Origin of the sequence: Neorhizobium turbinariae, assembly GCF_023223505.1 — a bacterium.
In the GTDB taxonomy this organism is placed as follows: Bacteria; Pseudomonadota; Alphaproteobacteria; order Rhizobiales; family Rhizobiaceae; genus Neorhizobium; species Neorhizobium turbinariae.
Map to the genome: position 1 here is coordinate 79,217 of NZ_JALPRY010000007.1, position 24,747 is coordinate 103,963.

The following is a 24,747-nucleotide window of genomic DNA, read 5'->3' on the forward strand; positions in this document are numbered from 1 at the left end:
GATCGGATCATGAAAGTGCTGTTTGCTGCGGTGCTGGCGTCGGCCGCAATGTTATCCGGCAACGCATATGCGGCCGAAGAAGACTTCCTGAGGTCCATCGAAGGCAACTGGACGGGCGGAGGCAAGGTTCTTCGAAAGCTCGGCGGCGAGAATGTCAGCGTGACCTGCAACATGAAGTCGGACGCACAAGCTTCGAGTTTCTCGATGGACGGTTCTTGCCGTGCGCTTGTTGTCGTGACGCGCGGCTTCAATGCCAAGGTCAAGACGTCCGGCAACTCCTATTCCGGCACCTATGTCGGTGTATCAGGCAAGCCTTCCACTCTCTCGGGCAGCCGGAAGGGTAACACGATCAATCTCAACGTCACCTGGGCGAACGAGATGTATGGTGACCGGAAGGCGACCATGACCATCCAGAAGGTTGGAAACAATGGCTTGCGCATCCGCACGATCGATCGTCATCCGTCGTCCGGCAAGTCCATCGTCACGACCCATCTTGACTTGCGGCGAAGCTGATCGCTCTGGCGGAGCAGAACTAGAGGCCAAGGTCGAACTGCTGTTCCGTCACCGTTGCGTTCCGCCGTTCAAGCGAGGAGAGGGTGACGCCAAGCAGCCGCACGCCCTTGTCGCTTAGAAACTCGCCTGCGAGGATCGTGTTGCAGATCTCGCGGATCATTTTGGCCGACTCGATCGGCGTAGCGGTTGATCGGCTCCGCGTCACCTGCCGGAAGTCCGCATACTTGATCTTCACCGTTACAGTTCGCGGCCGTATGTCGTTTGCCTCGCAATAGCGCCAGACCTTGTCGATCAGCGGTATGACCTCGGTTTCCGCCGCTTCCAGGCTATGGATGTCCTGCGAGAACGTGTCCTCAGCACCCACGGACTTCCGCACCCGGTCTGGCCGCACCTGCCGCTCATCGATCCCCCGCGACAGTCCGTAGAAGTAGGGACCGGATTTGCCGAAGTGCTGGACCAGGAAGTCGAGCGACTTCGACTTGAGGTCGGCGCCGGTCTTGATGCCGAGCCGGTGCATCTTTTCGGCTGTCGCTGGGCCGACGCCGTGAAACTTCTTGATCGGAAGGGCCTCCATGAAAGCCGGCCCGTACTTTGGCGTGATCACCGCCTGGCCGTTCGGTTTGTTGAGGTCGCTCGCCATCTTCGCCAGGAATTTGCAGTAAGAGATCCCGGCAGAGGCGTTGAGGCCGGTGACCTGCTTGATCTTTGCCCTGATTTCCTGCGCGATCTCCGTAGCGACCTGCATGCCCTTCAGGTTTTCCGTCACGTCGAGATAGGCCTCATCGAGCGATAAGGGTTCTATCAACGGCGTATATTCCAAAAAGATCTCCCGGATCTGCAGCGACACCGCCTTGTAGACGTCAAACCGCGGCCGCACGAAGATGAGGTCCGGGCACTTCCGCATTGCCGTAACGGAGGCCATGGCCGAATGGATGCCAAACCTGCGAGCCTCATAACTTGCAGCAGCCACGACGCCACGAGCCTGCCCATGGCCGACGGCGACCGGCTTGCCTCGGAGTTCAGGATTATCGCGCTGTTCGACGGAGGCATAAAAGGCATCCATGTCTACATGGATGATCTTCCGGATCGGCCGCGCGTCGTTCTGGTCAGGCACCGCGCCCATCAAACCTGCCTGTCCTCTTCATCCGCGTTGCCAAGGTCTTGCTGTTCAATCGCTACCTAATGGAACAGATACGGAACATCAATGACTATCAACCGCGACCGGAAAATGTCGCCGCCCACCGATTGCAACCGGGGGTAACCTCATCCATCTTCGCACACGACTATGTCGCTCCGGAGCTTGCTGCATGCCACAGCCACGTCCGCCACGTCTTGCGGTGCTCATCGATGCGGAGAACGCATCGGCCCGGATTGTCGACGGGCTGTTCGACGAGATTGCCAAGATCGGCGAGGCGAGTGTCAGGCGCATCTATGGCGACTTTACCAGCAGCCGCTCCAGACCATGGATCGACGTGTTGGCGCGGCATGCGATTATCCCTCAGCAACAGTTTGCCTATACGACGGGCAAGAATGCCTCGGACATCACGCTCGTGATCGACGCGATGGATCTGTTGCATAGCGGTCGGTTCGACGGCTTTTGCCTCGTCTCCTCCGATAGCGATTTCACCCGCCTTGCTTCCCGTATCCGCGAACAAGGCGTGGATGTGTTCGGTTTTGGCGAACAGAAGACGCTGGAGAGCTTCCGCCAGGCCTGCCGGCGCTTCATCTACACAGGAAACCTCATACCGCATCAAACGGTAGAGGGGGCAGATGCTGCCCCACCCGCACCGCCACTTCAGCCACTGAGTGCCGCCACGCGTATCATCAGGAAAGTGATCGCCCAGATGGAAACGGAAGATGGATGGGTGTCTTTGGGCCCTGTTGGAAGTCAACTGGGGAACATGGCGTCAGACTTCGACCCGCGAACCTTCGGGTTCAAGAAACTGAGCGACCTGGTCAAGAAGACGAATGCCTTCGACGTCGATCATGTAGAGGGGCGACCTCTGCGTATCAGGTTGAAACAGCAGCCAAAACCGGTGCAGGTCAAGGCCGCTAACGGATCAGCGTGATCAGCTTCTTCCGCCAGAAGCGCGTTTGGGGCTGCTGGCGGGAGTATCTGCCTGATTGTCGCGCTTCCGCACCTCGTGATCTCCGCCGCTCATCGAGAGCGCCGCATACGGGACACGGATCTCGCATTCTACCCCTCCCGGCTTGAAGTGCCAGGCGACATCGCCGCCGACGCTCTTGGCGAATGCCATCTTGATCATCCGTGACCCAAATCCCTTGCGGGCCGGTTCCGCCACAGGCGGGCCATTGCGCTCAACCCACCGGAACACCAGTTGCTCTGGATCGGTTGCAGCGTCATGGCGCCAAGTGATTTCCACTTCGCCCGCGCTGTTGCTGAGCGCCCCGTATTTCGTGGCGTTGGTGCAGAGCTCATGAATGGACAGCGCAAACGGCAAGATCAGTTGCGACGGCAGCCGCACGTCTGGTCCCTGGACCTTGAAACGCTCGCTACCATTGCGGAACGGCGAGGTCGCCAGGTTGTCGACCAGGTCGTGCACTCTGACGCTGGTCCAGTTCGTTTGTGTGAGCAGGGATTGCACGCGCGCGAGCGCCGTCAGGCGTTGCTCGAAATCACTGTAGCGGGATTTTTCGACATGCCGTCTCAGCGTGTTGGAGGCGATGGCACTGACGACAGCGAAGGAGTTCTTCATCCGATGCGCCAGTTCCTGCAGCAGAAGATGGCGTTGCTCGCGACTGCGCTCCCTTTCGATCGCAAGCGAAGCAATCTTGACGAGCAGTGTGACGATCTCGATGTCCCGTGACTCCGGTGAGCGGGGCTCGCGGTGATAAACCGCAAAAGTCCCTAAAACCGTGTTCATGCGTGACATGATCGGGGTGGACCAGCAGGCTCGGAGTTGGTGCTGCCGCGCCAAGGCGCGAAAATCTTCCCATTCGGGAGCTGTCTCGACATCGGCAACATAAACTGGCTGTGCGCGGAATGCGGCCGATCCACATGAGCCGGTCGATGGTCCGATCTCCAATCCGTCGATCGCCTGGTTGTAGCTGTCGGGCAGGCTGGGTGCGGCACAATGGCGGAGACGCTTGCCATCGTCATCGAGCAGAAGAACGGATGCGAGGACGGTATTGTCTGAATACACCTCAATTGTCCGGGCAACGCTGGAAAGCGTCTCGGCCAGCGGCTTGTCTTCTGCGATCAAGGTCAGCGTGTCGTTTTCGGCGCTGATCAGCCGCATCTGTCGCTCGGTCTGCTTCTGGCGCTCCTGCGAACGCCGCAGCAGGCGCCGATACTCATCCGAAATCCAGATGATGAGGCCGGAGATCAGCGCGTATTGAAGCAGGCCGGTGACGGAGAACTGCTCGGGCACATGCTCCACGAACACGAGCCACGCCAAAACAAGCCCGAGCACCGCGCCGACGAGCCCTGCCATGCTGCCTGCGACGATCGCCGTGATCATCGTCGCAACGAGAAATGCGGGGAACGGCGGTGCAGCAGGATCAAGCATTCCAATCGCTGCGCGAAAGCCCAGTGCCGCTGCCGAACAGATCACTGCAAAGGCAAACGCTTTCCCCGTCCGCGGTTCGATGGTGACAGTGGGCAGTCGTTCGAATACCCGGATCCCCGCCTGGGGCATTTGCGCCTCCCTTCCGTCAACCACGCTGATTATGCATGAGTCTGGAGGCGTGACAACGCCCCCTCGCTATCGCGGAAACCGGAGTCCTTGGCGCCGGGCGGTAGGCTTAACGGCTTCTTAACCTCTGCAGACACACGGACGATCCGATCGAACGAATGGCTACAGGCGGTATCCGTTGGTCCGGAAGTAGGTTTCGAGAGACTGATCGGCATTCGCGATAGGTTCATTCAGCGCGACATATCCGTCCGGGCGCAGAAGGATGGCGCGATCCGCCGTTTCGGCTGTTTCTGAAACAACAATACGCAGTGGGGCCGCAAGGCCTGCCGGAGGTTCGAATGTTGACGAGCCGGTGACAAGAACAAAACCTTCAGCCGGCCGGATCGGTCCTGGATCGACACAGTCAGCATGTCGCGACAGCTTGAAGCCTGGTAGGGCCGAGAACTGATGGCTGCCGAGGGCCGAGGGGAGGCCTTGCGTCCCATAAGATAGAGGCGAGCCGGTATAATGCGGCGCGAACTGCTCTACCTCGCGAACGCTGAACTCGCGCCGACGTGCCAGTTCGGCGGCGAAAGCCTCTGCATTGCGATCAGGGTGGAAGTTGTTCAGGAAGTCAGCGTCGCTCTCGATGGATCTGCGAATAAAATCGCGGATGGTGGAGTCGAACACATGACGGCGCTCGAAGTCATAGGTATCCAGAAGACCGTCCGAGGCCCAGCCTTTGACAATGGCCTCAAGCTTCCAGCCGAGATTACGGGCATCCTCGAAGCCGGAATTGATCCCGTAACCACCATAAGGTGGGTGGGAATGTGCCGCGTCTCCCGCGATCAGCAGCCGCTTGTTGCGGTAGCAATCCGCAAGCCCAAATCGCAGGTCCCAGAAGCCGAGGTAGACAAGCTCGACATCAAACGGCTTGCCGACCACTGTCGCGAGCAGTTTGGCGAGGTCGCCGGCGCTGAATTCCTGTTCGAGCCCCACGGGGGCATGAAAAAACCATTCCCGCTGGTCATCAACACGCCCGAGGAACTGCCAGTAACCCTTCAACTCAGGCGACAGGTTGTTGAAGATGGAATAGTGCCGATGCTCGCCGAGCACTTCGTCAAGCTGGGTTGAGCGAAACACCGCCAGCAGCATGCGCTTGTCGTGGTCGTCCACGGTCTGGACGAGGCCAGCTTGCTCGCGCAAGCGGGACCGGCTTCCGTCACAGCCAACGACGTAGCTGGCCGTCAGTTGGAGTTCCGTCTCATCATCCTTGCGACTGGCGGACACGCAGCAGCCGGACTCGTCCTGGGTAACATTCGTGAACTCCACACCGTATTCTACAGTCACCGTGCCAATCTCGGCCGCGCGTGTGCGAAGTGCTTCTTCCGTCTTGTACTGTGGCAGACGCTCGTTCGGCTCGTCGTAATAGTGTGAAACCAAACCGCGGTTCAGCCACTCGTAGTTATACCCTGAGAGCAGCGTCCCCCAGCTAACCAAACCGCCAGTGTTCTTGGCGCGATCTGTGGTGCGCAGCGCCCGAAGCCGCTTGTCGACCCCCCAGCTGACAGCAATCTCCATCGTGCGGCCGGTGAGGTTCTGGCCCTTCGGTACCGGCTGAGGCTGCGCGTATTTCTCAAGAACGGCGACGTGCAGCCCGCGTTGTCCAAGATCGATTGCCAGCCCCATGCCGACCGGCCCACCTCCAACGATGATGACGTCATAGTGGCTCATACACGCCTACAGCTCGTAATCATTCTCGAGATAAACATGCTTCGTCTCCTGGAAATCCAGGAGCGCCTCGACTCCGTGCAGCCTACCGATGCCTGACGATTTGTAGCCGCCGGTCTCCACCTCAACGAACAGCCGGTTATGGCAGTTGATCCAAACGGTCCCGCTGTCGATGCGGCTCGCTACCCACCGCGCGCGGTTGATGTCTGTGCTGTGGACGCTCGCCGCGAGCCCGAAATCAGGAACGTTGGCAAGCGCGACGGCCTCTTCGGGATTCTCGAAAGTCTCGAACGACGCCATCGGCGTGAAAAGTTCGTTCTGGATTAGCGGATGGCCGGTGGTGCGGCTCGAGAACAAGGCCGGCGTGACAAAACAGCCGCCGGTTTCATCGCGACGGTCCTCGCCCGCCAGCAGGACTTCCATGTCAGGGTGAGCGCGTGCCGTCTGCTGGTTCGTCATGTGACGCTCGACCGCGCCATCATCGAACATCGCACCCATGGTTGATGATGGGAGGTGTCCCGGGCCCGGCCGGACCGCTGAAAGCTCCCCTACGAGCTTATCCCGGAACGCCTCCGCAACCCGACGGTCAACGAGAACGCGGGAAATGCAGACGCACATCTGCCCGGAAAGAACGGTGATGCCCTTGGCGATCTCGCGCGCTGCACGATCGAGATCGGCATCTTCCAAAACAACGGCGGGCGCCTTGCCTCCGAGCTCAAGGGATAGCTTCTTGAAGCGAGAGGCCGCCGAACCTGCGATTTTCGCCCCGGTCGCGGTGGAACCCGTGAAGGAAATGACCCGAATATGTTCATGGTTCACCAGCCATGCGCCGACCCAATCCTCCGGATCGTTAAGCGATTGAAGGACGCCCGTTGGTAGATTTGGGACCGATGTGATCGCGCGCATGAAGAGATTGCTGACAACCGACGTCGCGCGGTGCGGCTTGACGATGACGGTGCACCCTGCAGCCAGGGCAGGACCGAGCGAGCGCACAAGGAGCGTCAGCGGTGCGTTCCATGGCGTGATGACGGCGCAAACACCCGCAGGTTCCTTATCGATCAGAGACAACTGGCCTGCCTGGCCGGAAAATGTCCTGCCGAAGATATCGCGTGAGAGCCCCGCGTAGTAGCGAAGCTCAGAAATAGACGCCATTACCTCACCAGTCGCTTCGGCGCGCAGCTTGCCGTTCTCCCGCACGAGAAGATCGATAAGGTCATTGGCGATGGCGGCAGCCGCATCCGCCATCGCATTCAATGCGGCAGCGCGCGTCCGGGGACTGCGCGCCCACTGGCCTTTGCGGAACTCGCGCACGGCCGCCGCAACGGCTTGTTCAGCGACGGCCGTGTCTGGACCATGCACCTCGCCGACTGGCGATCGATCAGCCGGATTGAGGCTGACGTAGCAACCATTCGTGCCTTGAAGCCAGACGCCATCCACAAGACTGAAGTGACCGTGGTCCATCATGCTCGCTCTCCTCAAACCTTCAGCCCGAGGAGATTGGCGGCATTATCCTGGTAAAGCTTACGGCGAACCTTCTCCGAGACGTCGAGCTCATCAAGGATGCGGATCGTCTCGCGGATATACATCGGGCCGCCTTCCGGATCGAAGGGAGCATCGGAGGCAAACAGCACGTGGTCTTCACCAAAAAACTCGATTGCATGCTTGATCGCCATGCGTGAGCCGAAGCTTGCTGTATCGGCGTAGAAGTCCTTGAAATACTCGAGGTGGGGCCGCTTGAGAGAGCGGCGCACCGCTCCCAGATCACGGTCCGTCGTGCGTTTGCCCATCTGGTCCCAGCCGGGGCCGACCCGACCTTCGAAGAAGGGGATCATGCCGCCGGCATGGTGCGTGATGACCTTCAGACCCGGGTATTTGTCGAACATGCCGGAGAACACCATACGCGCCATCGCGGCTGAGGTCTCGTACGGCCAGCCGAAGGTCCACCAGATCTCATATTCGGAGCGCTTTTCGCTGAGGTAGTCCGGGAAGTTTTCGCCGCGGGCAGGATGCATCCAGACCGGCTTGCCGACGGAGGCCATGTATTCGAAGAACGGACCAAACTCTGGAAGATCGAGCGGCTTGCCACCGACATTGGTGAAGATCTGCATGCCGACGGCGCCTAGATCTTCCACAGCGCGCCGTGCCTCCGCAACAGCCGCGTCGGGATTGTTAAGCGCCGCCGTGCCGATGAAGGCCGGGAAGCGTTCGGGATACTTCTGGCATAGCTCGGCCATTGAGTCAGAGCCAATGCGGCTGAGATCGGCGGCCTTTTCAGGTCCGGCGAGTTTTTCAAGCGGGGGCGAGGCGAGGGACAGCACCTGCTGGTAGTCCTCGCCGAACATGTCCATGACCTCGAACCGTCGATCCAGTTCCGTCATCATTGGAACGGCGCCGGAGCGCATGGTGATGTCGGTCATCGTGCCGATATGGTTGATCAACGCATCGAAGAAGGGCTTTGGCCAGATGTGGTTGAAAATATCGATCTTCTTCATGAATGGCCTCCTCCTGCCGTGCTGCCGGGCCCACTCCAGAGATGAATGGCCCGTCCGTTCGTCGTGAGGTGAGGCTAGGCGATCGCTGATGCCCCACGCTCCTCCCGCAGCCAAGATGCGGAGGGGCACCGTACAAGTCAACACGTTTTCTCTTATGATGAGATTTTATGGCGTATGTTGATGCCGGCGCGATGCAAGGGCGGTGCTAAGTTCGCCGCCTGCCTGGCGAACTTGCTGGCCAATTGCATCGATGGTGGTGCCGTCAACGAGGCTTCCGGAAATCGTGCAGCAGATACTGGCGATCGGGCTACGCCCGGCGTCGAAAACGGGCGCCGCGATACCAACCACACCTGGCGTGACTTCACCATAAGCGACCGCGAAGCCGGCCTTTCGCACTCGTTTTAAGCTCTCCTGAACCTCTTCTGGTGTATCTCCAAGCCCAACGGCCTTCATATCGGCCATGGTCTTCTTAATCAGCGGTACCAGATGACGCTTGGGGAGGAATGCCATGATGGAACGACCGATCGCGCCGCGGCTCAATGGCATTGGCCGCCCCCGTGGATAGGAGCTGATGGGGTTCTTTACCGAACTGCGGGAATCCACGCAGAGGATCTTCTCACCATACCAGCGCACCAGAAGTGCTGTGCAACTGTATTGCGAGACGAGATTTTCGAGAAATGGCGCGCCGCTGTTCATCAACGCGTCTGATTTTCTCAGGAGGTAGTCGAGCTCGACGATCTTGGGGCCGAGGGTAAAGCCGGTATTGGGCATTGACGTCAACAGACCAGCGGCCTTGAGGATCTTCAGGTAGCGATAGAGGGTGGGGCGGCTATAGCCCAGCGCCTCCATCATTTCCTCGGGCGTCCATTCCAGGCGGTCTTCGGTGAAGACCTCCAGCACAGCCTGTAGGCGTTCGAGACTGTTGACCGCCGTTGTCGTCAAGTTGCCGCCTGCTGAACCGTTTTTCTACCGTTGACGTAGGCGAATATCATTGCCGGTACCCCTATCACAAGTCCAACAGCGTCCGTGTAAATCGCGCCTGGGAAAGCGCCGGCAGGGATGAGCGCAAGCAGGCCTGCCACGGCGAAGATGATCCGCATCTGCATCGACAGACGGTTGGCGAAATATCCCGCAAGCGCAGCCGAAACAAGCCACATGCCGAAGGTTGCCGTGATCACGGCCCAGGTCACCTCACCCGTGTCGCCGATAAGAAGCAGGCTCGGCGAATAGGCGAACATGAACGGGATCACGAAGGCGATCCAGCCGAACTTGCAAGACGCAATCCCGGTCTTGATAGGATCGGCCTTGGCGATGCTTGCGGCTGCAAACGAGGCCAGCGCGATGGGTGGCGTTATCATGGACATCATGCCGAAATAGAGCACGAAGAGATGTGCCGCCATCGGATGCAGCCCCACCTCGACCAGTGCCGGTGCAACAAGCGAAGCCAGCAGCACATAAACGGCAAGCGTGGGAAGCCCCATGCCAAGAATGATGCAGACCACGGCCGACATCAGCAGCAGCACGATTGCGCTGCCGCCGCCGAGTTGCACCAGCGCATAGGTGAGGTTGAAACTAAGGCCGGTAATGTTCATCACGCCGATGACGATGCCGGCGGCGGCCGAGATGACGACGATTTCGACCACGGCCTCTCCCGTGTCCACGACCGTCATCAGAAGCTGGCGGAGAGAGGCTCGCATCCCGTCATAACCGAAGACGGCTGCTGTCGCGACGACACTCGCGCAGGCGAGGAACGCCGCGCGCTCTGGAAGCCAGTTCATCGAAAAGAGGGCGTAGATCAACAACCCGAACGCGATGAGGAAGTGCAGGCCGCCGACAATGGTTCGGCCGCTGGGAATTTGGTCTTCGGGCGCGCTCTTGATGCCAAGCTTGGCTGCCTCGAGGTCGGCTTGGATGAAGAGTGCGCCGTAGTAGAGCAGCGCAGGAACGAGGGCTGCGAGCGCAACATCGGAATACGGTACCTGCAGGAATTCAGCCATCAGGAATGCGGCCGCACCCATCACGGGCGGCATCAACTGTCCGCCGGTGGAGGCAACCGCTTCGATGGCGCCGGCCTTGTGCGCAGGATATCTGTCGCGCTTGATCATCGGGATGGTGACGACGCCAGTCGCCACCACATTCGCCACGGCAGAGCCGGAGATCGAGCCGAACAAACCGGAAGCGGCTACTGCAATCTTCATCGAGCCGCCGCGATAGCGACCCATGGATAGAAGTGCTGCATCCGTGAAGAACCTGGCGCCGCCGGTCGTCTGCAAAAGCGCGCCGAAGAAGATGAAGGCGACAACGATGGTCGCGCCAACTGAGAGCGACAATCCGAAGATGCCGTTCACGTCATAGGCCATGTAGCCGGCAAGCTTCTGCCAGTCCTGGGGACGGCCTGCCAGGCGGCCCGGGATGATATTGCCGAACATCGCGTAAAGCAGGAAGACGACCATGATGACGACCAGCACCCAGCCGGTCGACCGCCGCAATCCCTCGAGAAGCAGGATCAGCAGGATGACGCCCGGCAGCCAGGCTTCAACGGGTCGGGTGAAGACGAAGTTCACCACGGATGCATAGTTGATGGCGATGTAGGCACAGGCGCCGAGGCTCAGGATCGCGCAGGCGATGTCATACCAGGGCAGGGTTTCGTCGAGCCGCCGCTCGCGATTGGGCCGGTAAAGCATGAAGGTCAGCGGCAGGGTCAGCGCGAGGATGATGGCCAGGAACTGCTGAGGATAATACGACACGCCCATCATGCGCGGCACGTCCAGCGACCACGCCATTGCGGCGAGCGTGATAGCCGCGGCAAGCGCCGCAGCTATCGGTTTCCACAGATGGGCGGGAACGCCGAAAGCGGGCTCCCTCGTGCGTTCCGCGTCCATGGTTGTCACTCTTTCCAAAGCCCCACTTCCTTGTAGAAGCGGATGGCGCCTGGATGATATTCGCCGGGTGCTGTCTCGCCGATCATGTCCTTCGGCTCGAACTCCGCGAAGGGCGGGAAGGCAGCCTTCATGGAGTCCTTGCTCTCGTAGATGACCTTGGTCATCTTGTAGACCGCTTCCTCATCGGCTGCGGCATTGGTGAAAACGAGCTGCGGATAGGCGATGTAAGTTCCCGCTTCCAGCACCCCTGGCGTTGCCGGTCCGGGCTCCATCTTCACGACATAACCGGATTTCCAGTGCTTGCGGATCGCTGCCTTCGCCTCTTCCGTGTCGGGAATGGTCAGCGCGCGCAGCCCGCCAACGGCCGCATCTGCCTCTCGCACCTTGCCAGCGCCATGAGCGAAGATGAACCCGACACTCTGGCCGGAAATGAAGGCATCGGCGCCTGCAACGACGCTTGGTACCTGCACCGGCTTCATGTCGGCGCGGGTCAAGCCCGCCGTGGCGTAGATCGCGTCGAGCTGCGGCAGGATTGTCTGCTGCGCGGTATAACCGTCCACCATCGGTTTGCCCTTAAGGTCAGCCGTTGTCTTGATGTCGCTATCGGCGCGAACGAAGATCGCTTCCTTGATGGGCATGATGAGCCCGACCACGCGAAGGTTTTCGTTGACGCTGCCTTTGAACCAGGCCTCGCCCTTCAGGGCGTTATTGAATTCTTCGAGATTGCCGACGCCGAATTCCACGTCGTTCTGATTCACCAGCGGCATGTACTGATTGGGGCTGGTGGCTGGTTGAATGGTAGCGTTGAGGCCTGCATCGTTGGCCGCTTTTGCGACTGCCGTGCCGATATTGTGGAAGATCGAACCAGGGTTCGAGGTAGCGATGCCCACGGTCTGGGCGTCTGCATTGCCGAAGACGGCAAGGCCGGCCGCAAGGGCGGCTGCGAACAGCTTATGCTTCATGTCTTGTTCCTCCCGCTCGTTTCCTCCATCGGTCGAGCTACCGATACAAAATCTCAATATGAGAGATTATTACAGGATACTCTCTTGCATTTGTCAATTTTACAAGTGCATTTTTGGTGCAGGAGCTTGAGTGCGTACCATCGAAGGCTTCGCCTTGAATGCTGTCTGGGAGGAAATCGTGGACGTAAAAAATGAAACATCGACATCGCAGTCGGAGATGACAGGTGCTGAATCCCTGCTGCTGGGGCTGAAGCGCAACGGAATAGATTACATCTTCGCCAACGCTGGGACCGACTTCCCGCCAATCATCGAGGCGTTTGTATCGCTGTCGGAGGATGTTGTTCCCGAACCGATCACCGTTCCTCATGAGACGGCAAGTGTCGCAATGGCACACGGCTACTACCTCGTGACCGGCGAACCGCAGGCAACGATGGTGCATGTGAATGTGGGGTTGGCCAATTCAGTGATGGGAGTCATCAACGCGGCAAGCGACAATATTCCCGTCGTGGTGCTGTCGGGCCGGACCCCAATAACCGAAAGCGGCCGTCGCGGTGCCCGGGTCACGCCGATCCAATACGGTCAGGAGATGTACGATCAGTCGTCGATGGTCAGCGATGTCACCAAGTTCCATTATGAGATGCGGTATCCGGAGCAGGGAGACTTGCTGGCGGGACGTGCAACGACACTAGCGATGAGCGAGCCGCGCGGCCCCGTTTACGTCAGCCTGCCGCGCGAACCTCTCATGGAAACGGTGCCAGCCTCGGCGGCACGTCCTGCCTCGCCGCAGGCGGTGTCGTCGCGAGCCTACCCGGATCCGGAGGCAATCCGCATCGCGGCAGACTGGCTTTCCGACGCGCGCGCTCCACTCGTCATCTGCCAGCGCAGCAGCCCCGATGGAAGTGCTGCTCGGGAGATCCTGCAATTGGCCGAGGAATTCGCGATTCCGGTGGTTGAGCCATTCACCGTCCGCAACGTCATGCCTTCGGCGCATCCGATGTTCCTCGGCTATGACGTGAAGGCGCCGCTCGCTGAAGCGGATGTCGTTATCGTTGTCGACAGCGCCATTCCTTGGATGGAGTCTCTGCATCATCCGGGCGAGGGCACCCGCGTTATTCACCTTGGTCCTGATCCGCAGTTTCAACGTATGCCGATTAGAGGCTTCCGCAGCGACCTTTCCATTCTCGGCGATCCCGCCGCAGGCGTCGCTGCGCTTGCGGAAGCGATGCGGCCACTCTTGAGGGATGTCGCGGAACGGCGGAACCTGATCGCCGGGCGCAGTCGGCAGCGACTGGAGCGAGCAGCCTCGCTCGCGGTGGCGGGCTGCGAAGACCCGATGACGGCGGAGTGGATGAGCCACTGCCTCTCAGAGGCGATGGACGAGCGTGCAGTGGTGTTCTCCGAGCTTGGGATCGTGCCCGACATGATGAAGGTGACCGGACCAAACCGCATCTTCAACAACCCGCATTCCGGCGGCCTCGGCTGGGGGCTACCTGCGGCACTGGGCGCTCAGCTCGCGGACCGCGACCGGCTCTGCATCGCCTGCGTCGGCGATGGATCCTACATGTTCTCCAACCCTGTTGCCTGTCACCAGATTGCCGAGGCGCTTCAGCTTCCGGTGCTGACGATCGTGAAGAACAACGGGATCTGGAACGCGGTGCGGCGCTCGGTCGTGCGGAGTTATCCGGAGGGCGCTGCGGTAAAAGCCAACAGGATGCCGCTCGTGTCGCTCGAGCCGGCGCCCGACTATACAAATATCGCGGCCGCAAGCCGCGCCTATACCGAACGCGTCGAACATGGCCAAGACCTGCCCGCGGCACTCGAGAGGGCAATCGACGTAATCCGCCGTGAGAAGCGGCAGGCGATGCTGGAGCTCAAGATCGCCGTTTCTGACGACCGGTGAACGGCCTATCGGAGAGTGCTTTGGTCGCGGCTCAAAACACTTTACCCAGCATGGTGGCCAGCTGCTCCTGGGTATAGGGCTTTGCCAGGCGTGCCACGTCTATCTCTATGCCGGAAGGCAGGTCGGCGTAGCCGGAGGCAAGGAGGATCGGCAGGCTCGGCAAGCGGTCGCGGGCGGCCTTCGCCAGTTCCGCGCCCGTCATGCCGGGCATCGAATAATCTGTGATCATCAGGTCGAAGGTGGCGCCACCGTCGATCAAGGCAAGCGCCTCCTTGCCGGAATGCGCCTCGACCACCTCATGGCCGAGGTCGCTCAGCATGTCGGCTGAGCTCATGGCGATCAGCACGTCGTCATCGACGAGCAGGATTCGTTTTGGGCTGGCTTCGGCGGAGGTTTCGGTCGCTGTTCGTTGCTCCTGTTCCGGAACATCAGTGGTCGAGACCGGGATCCAGAGTTCGGCGGTCGTTCCCCTGCCCGGAGCACTCGTCAGCTTCAACCGGCCGTTTAGCTGTAGAGCAAGACCGTGGACCATCGAAAGACCGAGTCCGGTACCCTTGCCGAGCTCCTTCGTTGAGAAGAAGGGCTCGATCGCCTTTTGCAAAGTGGCCGCATCCATGCCCTGGCCCTGGTCGATGACCGCAAGCACGACATAGCGACCGGGCACAAGCCCATCGGCTTCCGCAGTGTGTTCAATCTCCTTAAGTTCGATGCGGATCGCGCCGCCGTCCGGCATCGCATCACGCGCATTGACCGCGAGGTTGAGCAGGGCGAGTTCCACCTGGTTGGCATCGGCGGAGACCGGAGGGAGGCGTTCCGGAACGGCGACCCCCACCGCGATGCGCGAGCCGACTGACCGCTGCAAGAGGTCTTCCATTTCGGTGACGAGGCGCGCGAGGTCAACCGGCCCCACCTGAAGGTCCTGCCGGCGGGCAAAGGCAAGCAGCCGCTGGGTGAGCGAGGCGCCGCGTTTTGCGCCCTGAAGCGCGCCATCGATCAGCCGAGTTGCCTTCACGTCGCCAGCTAGGTGCTTGCGCAGAAGCTCCAGATTGCCCAGTACCGCCATCAGCAGGTTGTTGAAGTCGTGGGCTACCCCGCCCGTCAGCTGGCCGATCGCCTCCATCTTCTGTGCCTGGCGAAGCTGTTCTTCGGCACGTTCGCGCTGGCTCACCTCCGCCAGCACCAGCTGATGCGCCTCTTCAAGCTCGCGTGTGCGTTCGGCGACACGCTCCTCCAGAACCTCGTTGAGGTGACGTTGCTGCTCCTCCGCCTTCAGCCGTTCGGTGATGTCTGCCGAGACGCCGACGAGCTTGACCGGCCGGCCCGTGCGGTCGCGGTGAAGCTGTGCGCGGATTTCAGCGCCATGGACGGAGCCGTTGGGCCAGACAGTGCGATAGGCGACCGCGTAGTCAGCTCCCGTTTCGATCGTGTTGCGAACCGCTTCCTTCATGCGCCCGATGTCTTCGGGATGGATGGATCGCAGCAGGTCCTCATAGGTAAAGTCGTCTTCCGGCCCACGGCCGAATATGCTCCTGCAGGTGGAAGATGTCGTCAGTGCATTGGTTGCGAGGTCGAGCTCCCATGCGCCAAGCCGACCCGCCTGCAGGGCCGTCTGGAGGCGGCGCTCCCCTTCGTCCAGCGCTTCCATGCGCATGCGTGCTTCATATTGCCGGCGGCGGGCGCGCATGGCGGAGCGGGTAACACTGATGAATGTCGTGGCGTGGAAAGGTCGCTCGATAAAGCTGACATTGCCGAGCACCTCCAACAGCCGGGCAGCAGCTGGATTATGCTCCGGCCCACCGCCGCGCGCCGTCATGATGATGAAGGGCAAGTCCGACCAGCTTGGCTGGGCGTCGATCCAGGCGGAAAGTGGACGCAGGTCCGCCCAGCGCAAGGACTCCTCGGTCATCACGACGAAGGCGGTCCTGTCGTCGAGGCTTATCACCAGATCATCCAACGTGGGCGCGACTTTCGCGCAGAGTCCCGCTTCCTTAAGCAAGGTTGCGGCGATCTGCGCATCGCGGCCCAGCGGGGCATGGATCAGGCCAAGCACGTCGCGCTCAAGAATGGGAGCCATCCTCGTCATGGTTCTGCAGCAAGGGTTGCCTGTCGCCCACAAAAAGGGGGACGCCGCGCAGGATCCCCTGGAAGCCGCAAAGTGGCTCGCCGAGCGTCAGCCCCTTGGTGCCGATCTTGTATTCGCGAATGGTGTCCTCGTGATGGCCCGTACGCTTCTTGATGACGGAAATTGCGCGGCGAACCCGCCCTTCCGCCTCGAAATAACGGAGCAGGATGACGGTGTCTGCAAGGTAGGTCACGTCCACCGGTGACTTCATGTCCCCGACCAGGCCGTGTTGTGCGACGGTGATGAAGGTATTGGCGCCCTGCCGGTTCAGGTATTGCAGCAATTCGTGCATGTGGAGAATGAGGGCATTTTCCCCCGGCATCGCAGCCTGATAACCGTTGATGCTATCGATCACGACGGTCTTTGCGGAGAAGCTGGCGACCCTGTCGCGCACACGCTGGGCGAATTCGCCGGGTGACAATTCGGCAGCGTCGAGCTGCTCGATGTAAACGAGCCCGTCAGCCTGCATGGCCTCAAGATCGAGCCCCATGGCCTTGGTGCGGGAGAACAGCAGGCCGAGTTCTTCATCGAAGACGAACACCGCCGCGCGCTCGCCGCGTCGAATGGCAGGTTCGACGAACTGCAAAGCAAACAGGCTTTTTCCCGTACCGGCCGGGCCAATCAGCAACGTGCTTGATCCGCGCGCGATGCCGCCGCCGAGCAGATCGTCAAACCCGCTGATGCCGCTGGGCAGGATCGTCCGCTCGAAGCCGGACCTGTGCTCGATGGAACGCAGCCGCGGAAACACGGCGACGCCGCCGGTCTTGATGATAAAATCGTGGTAGCCGCCGCGGAAGGCTTGGCCACGGTATTTCAGGACGCGAAGTCTACGCCGCTCAGATCCATAATCCGGTGCAAGCTGTTCCAGGTGAATGACGCCGTGCACCACGCTGTGAACCGTCTTGTCCATGGCTTCCGAAGTCATGTCATCGAGCAGCAGGACCGTGGCATCGGAGCGGGAAAAGAAGTGTTTCAGTGCCAGGATCTGGCGTCGGTATCGCAGCGAACTCTGGGCGAGCAGCCGGATTTCCGAAAGGCTGTCGATGACCACCCGATGCGGCTTCACCCGCTCAAAGGTTTCGAAGATGAGCTTGGTGGTTTCGCCGAGCTCCAGGTCGGAGGAATAGAGCAGGCTCTGCTGCTGGTCCGCATCAAGCAGGCTTTCGGGCGGAACAAGCTCGAAGATCGTGATCTGGTCTCCGATTTCCTTGTCGTGCGACAGAGCGCTTTCGCGCAGCTCTTCTTCAGTCTCGGACAACGTAATGTAGAGGCAGCGTTCGCCGATACTGGCACCTTCCAGCAGGAATTGCAGCGCAATCGTCGTCTTGCCAGAGCCGGGTTCACCCTCCAGCAGGAAGACGTGACGGCGTGAAAGTCCGCCGGATAGAACGTCGTCCAGCCCGTCTACCCCGGTCTTCGCTTTCGCTGCTGAGATGTCTGTCATTCATCCTCCATGACGGCGTGTGAGATAGTGCGATCGTTGTCTTTTGGTAGAAGGCAAGACGCGGAGGCAGTAAGAATCGTTCCGGTTGAAGAAATGCCGGCGGAGATGGGCCGCAAATCCGAGTAACTGTTACTTTTGCGTTCGGTTGCGGTTCGCTCGCCAGTCAGGGTTCTCCTGCCTCGCTCGACCGACCGATCTTTCTGCGTAGGTTGGCGATGATTGTTTCCAGCCCGTTCAGTACCTCGTTCCGCTGTTCAGCGGACAGGGTCTCACAGAGCACCTGTTCGTGCTGGTCCGCCTGTTCCACCAGCGTGCGGACGACCTTCTCTCCCTCCGGCGTCAGCCAGACGGATTTTGCGCGACGGTCTGTTTCCGAACTGCGACGCTCCAAGAGCCCGTCGGCTTCGAGACGATCAAGGATCGTCACGAGGCTGGAGCGCTGCAGGGCTATTGCCTCTGCCAGCTTCGTCTGGGTCTGTCCGGGATTGGCGCGGATCACACAGAGCAGACCGAGGTAGCGAGGCGCGGCGCCAAAACCTTTCACCTGTTCCTCGAACGCCTGATAGGCCATGATCTGGGCAAGGCGCAGCTTGTAGGCGATCGAGCGTTCTTGGGAGCCGGCTTTCAACTCACCGCCGTTTTGATCTTCCACGCTCAACCCCTCATTGACTTCCATCACATCAACTATATAGTTCGATATCGAACAATTCGACATCGACCAATGATGCCATTCTAGCGGATTGCACGATCGTGTCGAAGACTTTCGTTGTCGGGGAGGAGAACGCAAGGTGGCAGTTCATGACGGCGTTGCACACTGGCATCCGGAAGGGGAAGGTGCGCCGCTACACGATCTGACGGTGGGCGAGGCGCTTCGGCGGCGCGCTCGAAAAGATCCGCAGGCGTCGGCCTTGGTCTTTGAAGATCCGGCGAGTGGTCGACAGCTCCGCTGGACCTATGCCGAGCTTGATCAGCAGGCAGACCGTGTGGCTCAAGCGCTGCTCCGCTGGGGCGTCCGCGCCGGCGATCATGTCGCTGTCATGGCTGTGAACTCTCCCGAATGGGTCCTCCTGGAATACGGTCTTGCGCGGATCGGCGCCGTTCTGGTGACGATCAACACCGCGCTGCGGCGCGACGAAGTCGGCTATATCCTTGCCAAATCCAAGGCGAGCGTCTTCTTCTTTAACGCCGAGCAGCGCGGGTATGATGTCTCCTCGGCCCTCTCGTCGCTGCGGCCAGGCCTCCCGCACCTGGAGAAGCTCTGTGTAATTGGTGATGCGGCCGCGCCGGGAGCGATTAGGTGGGACGAGTTCCTGTCGCTTGCCGATCAAGCCGACCCTGAGGCGCTGGCACAAGCGGAAGCCGCCGTCTCTCCGTCCGATATTGCCCAGATCCAGTTTACCAGCGGCACCACGGGCTCGCCGAAAGGCGCGATGCTGCGGCATCTCAGCATCGTCAACAATGCCAATCTCATGTCTGCGCGAGCGGGTTTTTGTCCGGACGACAGGCTTCTGAGCGCCATGCCCCTGTTTCACACCGCAGGTTGTGTCTGCAATGTGCTTGGCATGCTGATGTCGGGTGGATGCCTCGTGCTGATGCCGGGCTTTGATGCGCGTCACATGGTGGAATTTGGCGCAAGGGAACGCATAACCGCCATCAACGCCGTACCGACGATGTATCTGCGCATGCTTGAAGAACTGGACCGTCTTGGGGATCGCGCACCAGACCTATCTTCCCTTCGCATCGCCTTCACGGGAGGCACCTCGATTCCACCGGAGATGATGCGGCGTCTCCATGACGGCTTCGGTGCCGAACCGATGATTATCATGGGCATGACGGAAGCGAGCCCGATTATCACGCAGACGAGCCCGGATGACGACTTCGAGCAGAAGATTTCTACCGCCGGCATACCCTTGCCATATACCGAACTGCACATCGCCCACCCGGAAACCGGCGTCACGCTGAAGTGCGGTGAAATCGGCGAGTTGAAGATCCGCGGCTACCAGATCACGGCCGGCTATTTCGACATGCCGGACGCGACGGAGAAGGCGATCGATGGAGAGGGCTGGCTCTCATCGGGCGATCTCGCGGTTCTCGAAGCCGATGGCCATCTTCGCATCGTCGGCCGGATCAAGGACATGCTGATCCGCGGCGGCGAAAACATCTATCCGGTAGAGATCGAGAAGTTTCTGCAGAGCCACCCGGATGTCGCGGATGCCTATGTGGTTGGCGTGCCCGACCGGGATCTCGGCGAGGAGATCTTCGCTTTCGTCAAGCTCCGACCGGGAGTGACCCTGTTGCCTGAAGCTCTACGGCAGCATTGCAAGGACAACATGAGCCGCCAGAAGGTGCCGCGCTACATTCATTTTGTCGACACCCTGCCGATGACCGCAAACGGGAAGGTGCAGAAATTTGCGCTGCGGGAGATGGCCGCGGCGATCGTCAGTGAGAATTTGGGAGGAAGATGAAGGACCAGGAACCGGCCCTGCTCAGCGAAACGCGTGACGGCATTCTGCTGTTGACGCTCAATCGCCCACAGGCGCGCAACGCCATCAGCCCCGAAATGGCGTGCCGGCTGTCAGATGCCTTTGCCGCTTTTGCAGAGGATCCGGACCAGCGGGTGTGCATCCTGACAGGCGCGGGCGATAAGGCATTCTGTTCCGGCGGCGATCTCGCGCTCACCCTGCCGCTTCTGACGGGTGCGCGCAAACCTGAAACGGAATGGGATCATCGCGTGCTGGACGATCCGACTGTCATGAGCCGGTCGGCGCTGCGTAACTTCGAACTCAACAAGCCCATCATCGCTGCCATCAACGGCGCCTGTCTTGCCGGCGGCATGGAAACGATGCTGGCTACCGACATCCGGATCGCCGCGAGCCACGCCACCTTTGGCCTTCCGGAAGCCAAGCGAGCTTTGATTCCATTCGCCGGCTCGCTCGTCCGGCTGCCGCGGCAGGTCTCTTATTGCGTTGCGATGGAGATGCTGCTCGTCGGCGACAGCCTCGATGCAGAGTCCGCGCGCCTGGCGGGGTTGGTGAATTATGTTGTTCCGCCTGAAGAGGTGCTGCCGCGCGCCTGGGCGCTGGCGACCAAGATCGCGGCCAACGGTCCCGTTGCCGTCAGCGAGATCAAGAGGACGGTGCTCGCCTCCAGCGGGCGCACCCTGGAGGAGGGTTATGCGCTGGAAGACGCCGCCAAGGATCGCGTGATGGCGACCAGTGACGCACGCGAGGGCCCGCGCGCCTTCATGGAAAAGAGGCAGCCCGCCTATGTCGGACGATAACATGGCAACATCGATCGACCTCTCGGGTAAGTCGGCAATCGTAACCGGTTCGGGACGCGGTATTGGCCGCGCCACTGCGCTCGCCCTGGCGCACGCCGGCGCCTCAGTTGTCGTCAATGATCTCGATGGTGATGCGGTGGAGGAAGTCGTCGCCACCATATCCGAGGCTGGCGGAAAGGCAGCGCCTGCCGTTCATGCCATCGGCTCCAGCGAGGCGGCACAGGCCTGCGTCGAGACCGCTCTTTCGGCTTTCGGTCGTCTCGACATCATGGTGACGAACGCTGGCAACCTTCGCGACCGCGTGCTCTGGAACACCGGCGACGAGGACTTCGATTCCGTCATAGAAACGCACTTGCGCGGAACCTTCACCTGCGCGCGTGCCGCTGCGCGTCACTTCCGTGAAGCCGGCGGCGGTGGACGGCTGATCCTCGTGTCGTCGCTGGCAGGCCAACGCGGCAACTTTGGGCAGACAGCTTATTCCGCAGCAAAGGCCGGAATTGCCGCCATGACCCGCACTTGGTCGATGGAACTCGCTAAGACGCGTGTCACGGTGAATGCGATCCTCCCGAACGCTCTGACGCGGATGACGAGTACGATACCCGCGCTCCAAGGGTATGCGGAAGCCGCCGAACGCGGGGAGCCTCTGCCGGACAACCTGCGCGCCAGCTTCGGTATCGGCACGGCTGAAGATGTCGCGCCGCTTGCCGTGTTCCTGGCATCTGACAGGTCTTCAACGATCACCGGCCAATGCATCGGCATCGGGGGGGACAGATTATCGCTTTGGTCTCACCCGCAGGAAAAGCAGGTGGCGCTTTGCAAGGGCGGCTGGAGCGCGGACGAGATTGCGGAACGATGGGCGTCAGATTTTGCCGGACTGGAGGAGAGTGTCGGCATCACGATGGACGGTCTTTGATCAACACGACCGCATAGGAGAGCGGTCATTGGGAGGAGAAGGAAGATGAAAGCTACATCCACTTTAGTGGCACTTGGCATGGCAGCAGTCGCCGCTCAGGCAGCAGGAGCCGCTGAGCTCAGGCTCGCCCACTGGCTGCCGCCGCAGCACACGCTGCAAACCACGGGTTTCGAGCCCTGGATCAAGTCGATCAGCGATGCTTCAGGCGGCAAGGTCACGATGACGATCTTCCCGGCCCAGCAACTGGGCTCGGCGACCGACCACTATGACATGGCGCGTGACGGTATCGCCGACATCACCTTCGTAAACCCGGGTTACCAGCCGGGACGTTTCCCGATCATCTCTGCAGGCGAGCTTCCCTTCATGGTGACGAATGCCAAGGGCGGGTCCAAGGCGTTCGACAGCTGGTATCGTGCCTATGCCGAAAAGGAGATGGCGGACGTCCATGTCTGCATGGCTTTCGTCCAAGATCCCGGCACGATCCACTCCCGCGAAGCGATGCGTGTGCCGGGCGACATCAAGGGCAAGAACATCCGGCCTGCCCAGGCAACCATGGGGAGCTACGTGAACCTGCTCGGCGGGGCGAGCGTCCAGGTGCCGGCACCGGAAGCCCGAGAAGTCATCGCCCGTGGTGCGGCTGACGCCATCACCTTCCCTTGGGACAGCGTCTATCTCTTCGGCGTCGATGCGGTGACGAAGCACCATATCGACATGCCGCTCTACACGACAACCTTCGTCATGGCGATGAACAAGGCGAGCTACGAAGGGCTGGCTGACGACGAGCGCAAGGTCATCGACGACCATTGCACCAGCGAATGGGCCGAAAAGATCTCTGCGGGCTGGGCTGACCAGGAAGCCTCGGGACGTGAGAAGGCGCTCTCGCAGAAGGATCACACTGTCTACAAGCCGACCGCGGAAGAGATGAACGCATGGAAGGAATCAGCCAAGCCGCTGACGGACAAGTGGCATGAGCAAGTGAAGGCTGCCGGTGGAGACTCGGAGGCCATTTTCTCGGCGTTCAAGTCTGCTCTCGCCGCTGAAAAGGCTCTCGCGGAATAGGCTGAAAAACATGGACAGGCTGGAACGGGCCTTGAATCAACTGACGCGTGGCGTGGAAGTGATGGCGGGGCTTTGCCTCGCCATCGTCACCGTCGTGATCTTCGCGTCGGCGATCGGGCGGTATCTATTCGCTTACCCGATCCCGGATTCCTTCGACATCGCCCGGTTGCTGCTCGGCATCACCGTGATGTGGGGTTTTGCCGTACTTGGCTTCTCAGGCCGGCACATCACCGTCGACCTGCTGGCCGAAGCTGTGCGGCCAGCGTTCCGGCGTGCCATTGATGTCTTCGCACAGGCCGTGTTGCTACTGTTTTCGGTGCTTCTTGCATGGAAGATCTTTTCGCGGCTTGCCAGTGCCTATGCCAGCCACGAGGCAACATTCGATCTGAGGCTGCCGGTGTGGCCTTTCATCGGCATCATCTGGATTGGCGCGCTCATGGCAGTGGCCATGGCCATGCTGCGCTTTGGCATGCTCGCAGCCGGCCGGCAGGCAAGCCCGATCTCACCAAGCGAGAACATTCATGACTAGCCTGGACTGGATTGCCATCGGCGGCTTTGTCGCCTTGTTCGCCATGCTCGCGTTCCGGGTGCCGATCGGCGTAGCCATGAGCCTCGTCGGGGTCGGCGGCTTTGCCGTTGTTGCCGGCTGGAAACCGGCGCTGAACCAGCTCGCGATCTCGCCGCTGCGTACGATAACCGACTACAACCTCTCCCTTATCCCGATGTTCGTGCTGATGGGGGTTTTCGCCACCCATTCCGGCATGTCGCGTGAGCTGTTTCGAGCCGGACAGGCATGGCTTGGGCAGTTGCGAGGCGGGCTGGCGCTCGCCACCATCTCCGCCTGTGCCGGCTTTGCCGCGATCTCGGGTTCATCGGTCGCCACGGCGGCGACCATGAGCAACGTGGCGCTGCCGGAGATGCGCCGCTTCGGCTACTCCGACAAGCTTGCGACTGGGGTCATTGCCGGTGGCGGCACGCTCGGAATCCTCATTCCGCCATCGGTGGTGCTGGCGATCTACGGCTACATCACCGAGCAGGATGTGGGAAAACTGTTCATCGCAGGCATTATTCCCGGACTGGTCGCCGTCCTGATGTACATGGCCTGCGTTTACGTCGCTTATTGGAAACACCTCCCGCCGGGTGCCAAGGTGTCAGGCAGCGAGCGGCTGCAGTCGCTGAAGGGCATCTGGGCCGTTGCCCTCTTGTTCATCGCCATCATCGGCGGGATCTATGCGGGCGTCGTGACGCCCACGGAAGCCGCAGCCGCAGGTGCGTTCCTGACGGCGCTGATCGGTATCCTGCGCGGCAGGCTGAATACCCGCCGGATCATGGAGTCGCTTGTCGAGGCGCTGACGACCTCGGTCGCGATCTACACGATCCTGATCGGCGCGATGCTCTTCAACTACTTTCTGGTGATCACCCAGACGCCGCAGAAAATCGCCGCCTTTCTGGTCCATCTCGATCTCGGGCCCTATCCGACGCTGTGGCTGATCCTCGGCTTCTTCCTGCTGATGGGCTGCATCCTCGATGCAATGGCGATGGTGATCCTCCTGGTGCCGATCGTCTTCCCCGTGATCACCCAGCTTGGCTTTGATCCGATCTGGTTCGGCATCATAGTGGTGATGACCGTAGAACTTGGCCTGATCACCCCGCCAATCGGCATGAACGTCTTCGTCATCAACTCCATCAACAAGGACGTCAGCCTCGTCACGATCTTCAAGGGCATCATCCCCTTCGTGATTACGGACCTGTTGCGGCTGATCCTCTTCGTGGCGTTCCCCGCGATCGTGATGTTCTTGCCGAACTCTATGTAG

At 60.7% G+C, this 24,747-nt stretch carries 20 protein-coding genes; 9 read left to right on the forward strand and 11 right to left on the reverse strand.

Annotation, left to right across the window (positions count from 1 at the left end):
* The first annotated feature begins 9 nt into the window (after positions 1 to 9).
* Positions 10 to 513: a hypothetical protein gene (locus M0654_RS05450; protein WP_248682161.1), complete on the forward strand. Its 504-nt coding sequence runs from the start codon at positions 10 to 12 to the stop codon at positions 511 to 513.
* 19 nt (positions 514 to 532) lie between these two features.
* Here M0654_RS05450 and dinB read toward each other — a convergent pair whose 3' ends face one another.
* The gene (dinB, locus tag M0654_RS05455) at positions 533 to 1,636 is read right to left on the reverse strand and encodes a DNA polymerase IV (protein WP_248682162.1); all 1,104 of its coding nucleotides are present in this window, start codon (positions 1,634 to 1,636) and stop codon (positions 533 to 535) included.
* A 184-nt stretch (positions 1,637 to 1,820) separates the two neighbouring features.
* Here dinB and M0654_RS05460 point away from each other — a divergent pair, with 184 nt between their 5' ends.
* Complete coding sequence (locus M0654_RS05460) at positions 1,821 to 2,582, forward strand: NYN domain-containing protein (protein WP_248682163.1); 762 nt, start codon at positions 1,821 to 1,823, stop codon at positions 2,580 to 2,582.
* On the opposite strand, the gene M0654_RS05465 is transcribed toward M0654_RS05460, so the two are convergent.
* The 7 genes from M0654_RS05465 to M0654_RS05495 form a co-directional block, all read right to left on the reverse strand.
* The gene (locus tag M0654_RS05465) at positions 2,583 to 4,172 is read right to left on the reverse strand and encodes a sensor histidine kinase (protein WP_248682165.1); all 1,590 of its coding nucleotides are present in this window, start codon (positions 4,170 to 4,172) and stop codon (positions 2,583 to 2,585) included.
* Between the two features lie 159 nt (positions 4,173 to 4,331).
* On the reverse strand, positions 4,332 to 5,882 hold the full coding sequence (locus M0654_RS05470) for an FAD-dependent oxidoreductase (RefSeq protein WP_248682166.1): 1,551 nt from the start codon (positions 5,880 to 5,882) through the stop codon (positions 4,332 to 4,334).
* Positions 5,883 to 5,888: 6 nt separating this feature from the next.
* Positions 5,889 to 7,343, reverse strand: a complete 1,455-nt coding sequence (locus M0654_RS05475) for an aldehyde dehydrogenase family protein (RefSeq protein WP_248682168.1) — start codon at positions 7,341 to 7,343, stop codon at positions 5,889 to 5,891.
* A gap of 11 nt (positions 7,344 to 7,354) precedes the next feature.
* A complete protein-coding gene (locus M0654_RS05480) occupies positions 7,355 to 8,371 on the reverse strand; it encodes an amidohydrolase family protein (protein ID WP_248682169.1) in 1,017 nt (338 codons plus the stop codon).
* A gap of 165 nt (positions 8,372 to 8,536) precedes the next feature.
* Complete coding sequence (locus M0654_RS05485) at positions 8,537 to 9,313, reverse strand: IclR family transcriptional regulator (protein ID WP_248682170.1); 777 nt, start codon at positions 9,311 to 9,313, stop codon at positions 8,537 to 8,539.
* Positions 9,310 to 11,253: a TRAP transporter permease gene (locus M0654_RS05490; RefSeq protein WP_248682171.1), complete on the reverse strand. Its 1,944-nt coding sequence runs from the start codon at positions 11,251 to 11,253 to the stop codon at positions 9,310 to 9,312. The genes M0654_RS05485 and M0654_RS05490 overlap by 4 nt, the downstream gene beginning before the upstream one ends.
* Before the next feature lie 5 nt (positions 11,254 to 11,258).
* Positions 11,259 to 12,215, reverse strand: coding sequence for a TAXI family TRAP transporter solute-binding subunit (locus M0654_RS05495; protein WP_248682172.1), 957 nt, complete (start codon positions 12,213 to 12,215; stop codon positions 11,259 to 11,261).
* 130 nt (positions 12,216 to 12,345) lie between these two features.
* Between M0654_RS05495 and M0654_RS05500 the strand changes: the two genes are divergently transcribed.
* The gene (locus tag M0654_RS05500; protein ID WP_248682173.1) at positions 12,346 to 14,115 is read left to right on the forward strand and encodes a thiamine pyrophosphate-requiring protein; all 1,770 of its coding nucleotides are present in this window, start codon (positions 12,346 to 12,348) and stop codon (positions 14,113 to 14,115) included.
* A gap of 31 nt (positions 14,116 to 14,146) precedes the next feature.
* On the opposite strand, the gene M0654_RS05505 is transcribed toward M0654_RS05500, so the two are convergent.
* The 3 genes from M0654_RS05505 to M0654_RS05515 all read right to left on the reverse strand — a co-directional run bounded on the left by M0654_RS05505 (position 14,147) and on the right by M0654_RS05515 (position 18,333).
* The gene (locus tag M0654_RS05505) at positions 14,147 to 16,189 is read right to left on the reverse strand and encodes a hybrid sensor histidine kinase/response regulator (RefSeq protein WP_248682174.1); all 2,043 of its coding nucleotides are present in this window, start codon (positions 16,187 to 16,189) and stop codon (positions 14,147 to 14,149) included.
* A complete protein-coding gene (locus M0654_RS05510) occupies positions 16,173 to 17,681 on the reverse strand; it encodes an ATPase domain-containing protein (RefSeq protein ID WP_248682176.1) in 1,509 nt (502 codons plus the stop codon). Before M0654_RS05510 ends, M0654_RS05505 begins: the two co-directional genes overlap by 17 nt.
* A 163-nt stretch (positions 17,682 to 17,844) precedes the next feature.
* Complete coding sequence (locus M0654_RS05515; RefSeq protein WP_248682178.1) at positions 17,845 to 18,333, reverse strand: MarR family winged helix-turn-helix transcriptional regulator; 489 nt, start codon at positions 18,331 to 18,333, stop codon at positions 17,845 to 17,847.
* Between the two features lie 136 nt (positions 18,334 to 18,469).
* On the opposite strand from M0654_RS05515, the gene M0654_RS05520 reads away from it, so the two are divergent.
* From M0654_RS05520 to M0654_RS05545, 6 genes are read left to right on the forward strand one after another with little or no spacing between them, the layout of a single operon-like run.
* Positions 18,470 to 20,146, forward strand: coding sequence for an AMP-binding protein (locus tag M0654_RS05520; RefSeq protein ID WP_248682179.1), 1,677 nt, complete (start codon positions 18,470 to 18,472; stop codon positions 20,144 to 20,146).
* Positions 20,143 to 20,961: an enoyl-CoA hydratase/isomerase family protein gene (locus tag M0654_RS05525; protein ID WP_248682180.1), complete on the forward strand. Its 819-nt coding sequence runs from the start codon at positions 20,143 to 20,145 to the stop codon at positions 20,959 to 20,961. The genes M0654_RS05520 and M0654_RS05525 overlap by 4 nt, the downstream gene beginning before the upstream one ends.
* Before the next feature lies 1 nt (position 20,962).
* Positions 20,963 to 21,874 carry an SDR family NAD(P)-dependent oxidoreductase gene (locus tag M0654_RS05530; RefSeq protein WP_248682181.1) on the forward strand — a complete coding sequence of 304 codons (912 nt, stop codon included), beginning with the start codon at positions 20,963 to 20,965 and terminating at the stop codon, positions 21,872 to 21,874.
* Between the two features lie 45 nt (positions 21,875 to 21,919).
* Positions 21,920 to 22,933: a TRAP transporter substrate-binding protein gene (locus M0654_RS05535; protein WP_248682182.1), complete on the forward strand. Its 1,014-nt coding sequence runs from the start codon at positions 21,920 to 21,922 to the stop codon at positions 22,931 to 22,933.
* Positions 22,934 to 22,964: 31 nt separating this feature from the next.
* Positions 22,965 to 23,462: a TRAP transporter small permease gene (locus M0654_RS05540; RefSeq protein ID WP_248682183.1), complete on the forward strand. Its 498-nt coding sequence runs from the start codon at positions 22,965 to 22,967 to the stop codon at positions 23,460 to 23,462.
* On the forward strand, positions 23,455 to 24,747 hold the full coding sequence (locus tag M0654_RS05545) for a TRAP transporter large permease (RefSeq protein WP_248682184.1): 1,293 nt from the start codon (positions 23,455 to 23,457) through the stop codon (positions 24,745 to 24,747). Before M0654_RS05540 ends, M0654_RS05545 begins: the two co-directional genes overlap by 8 nt.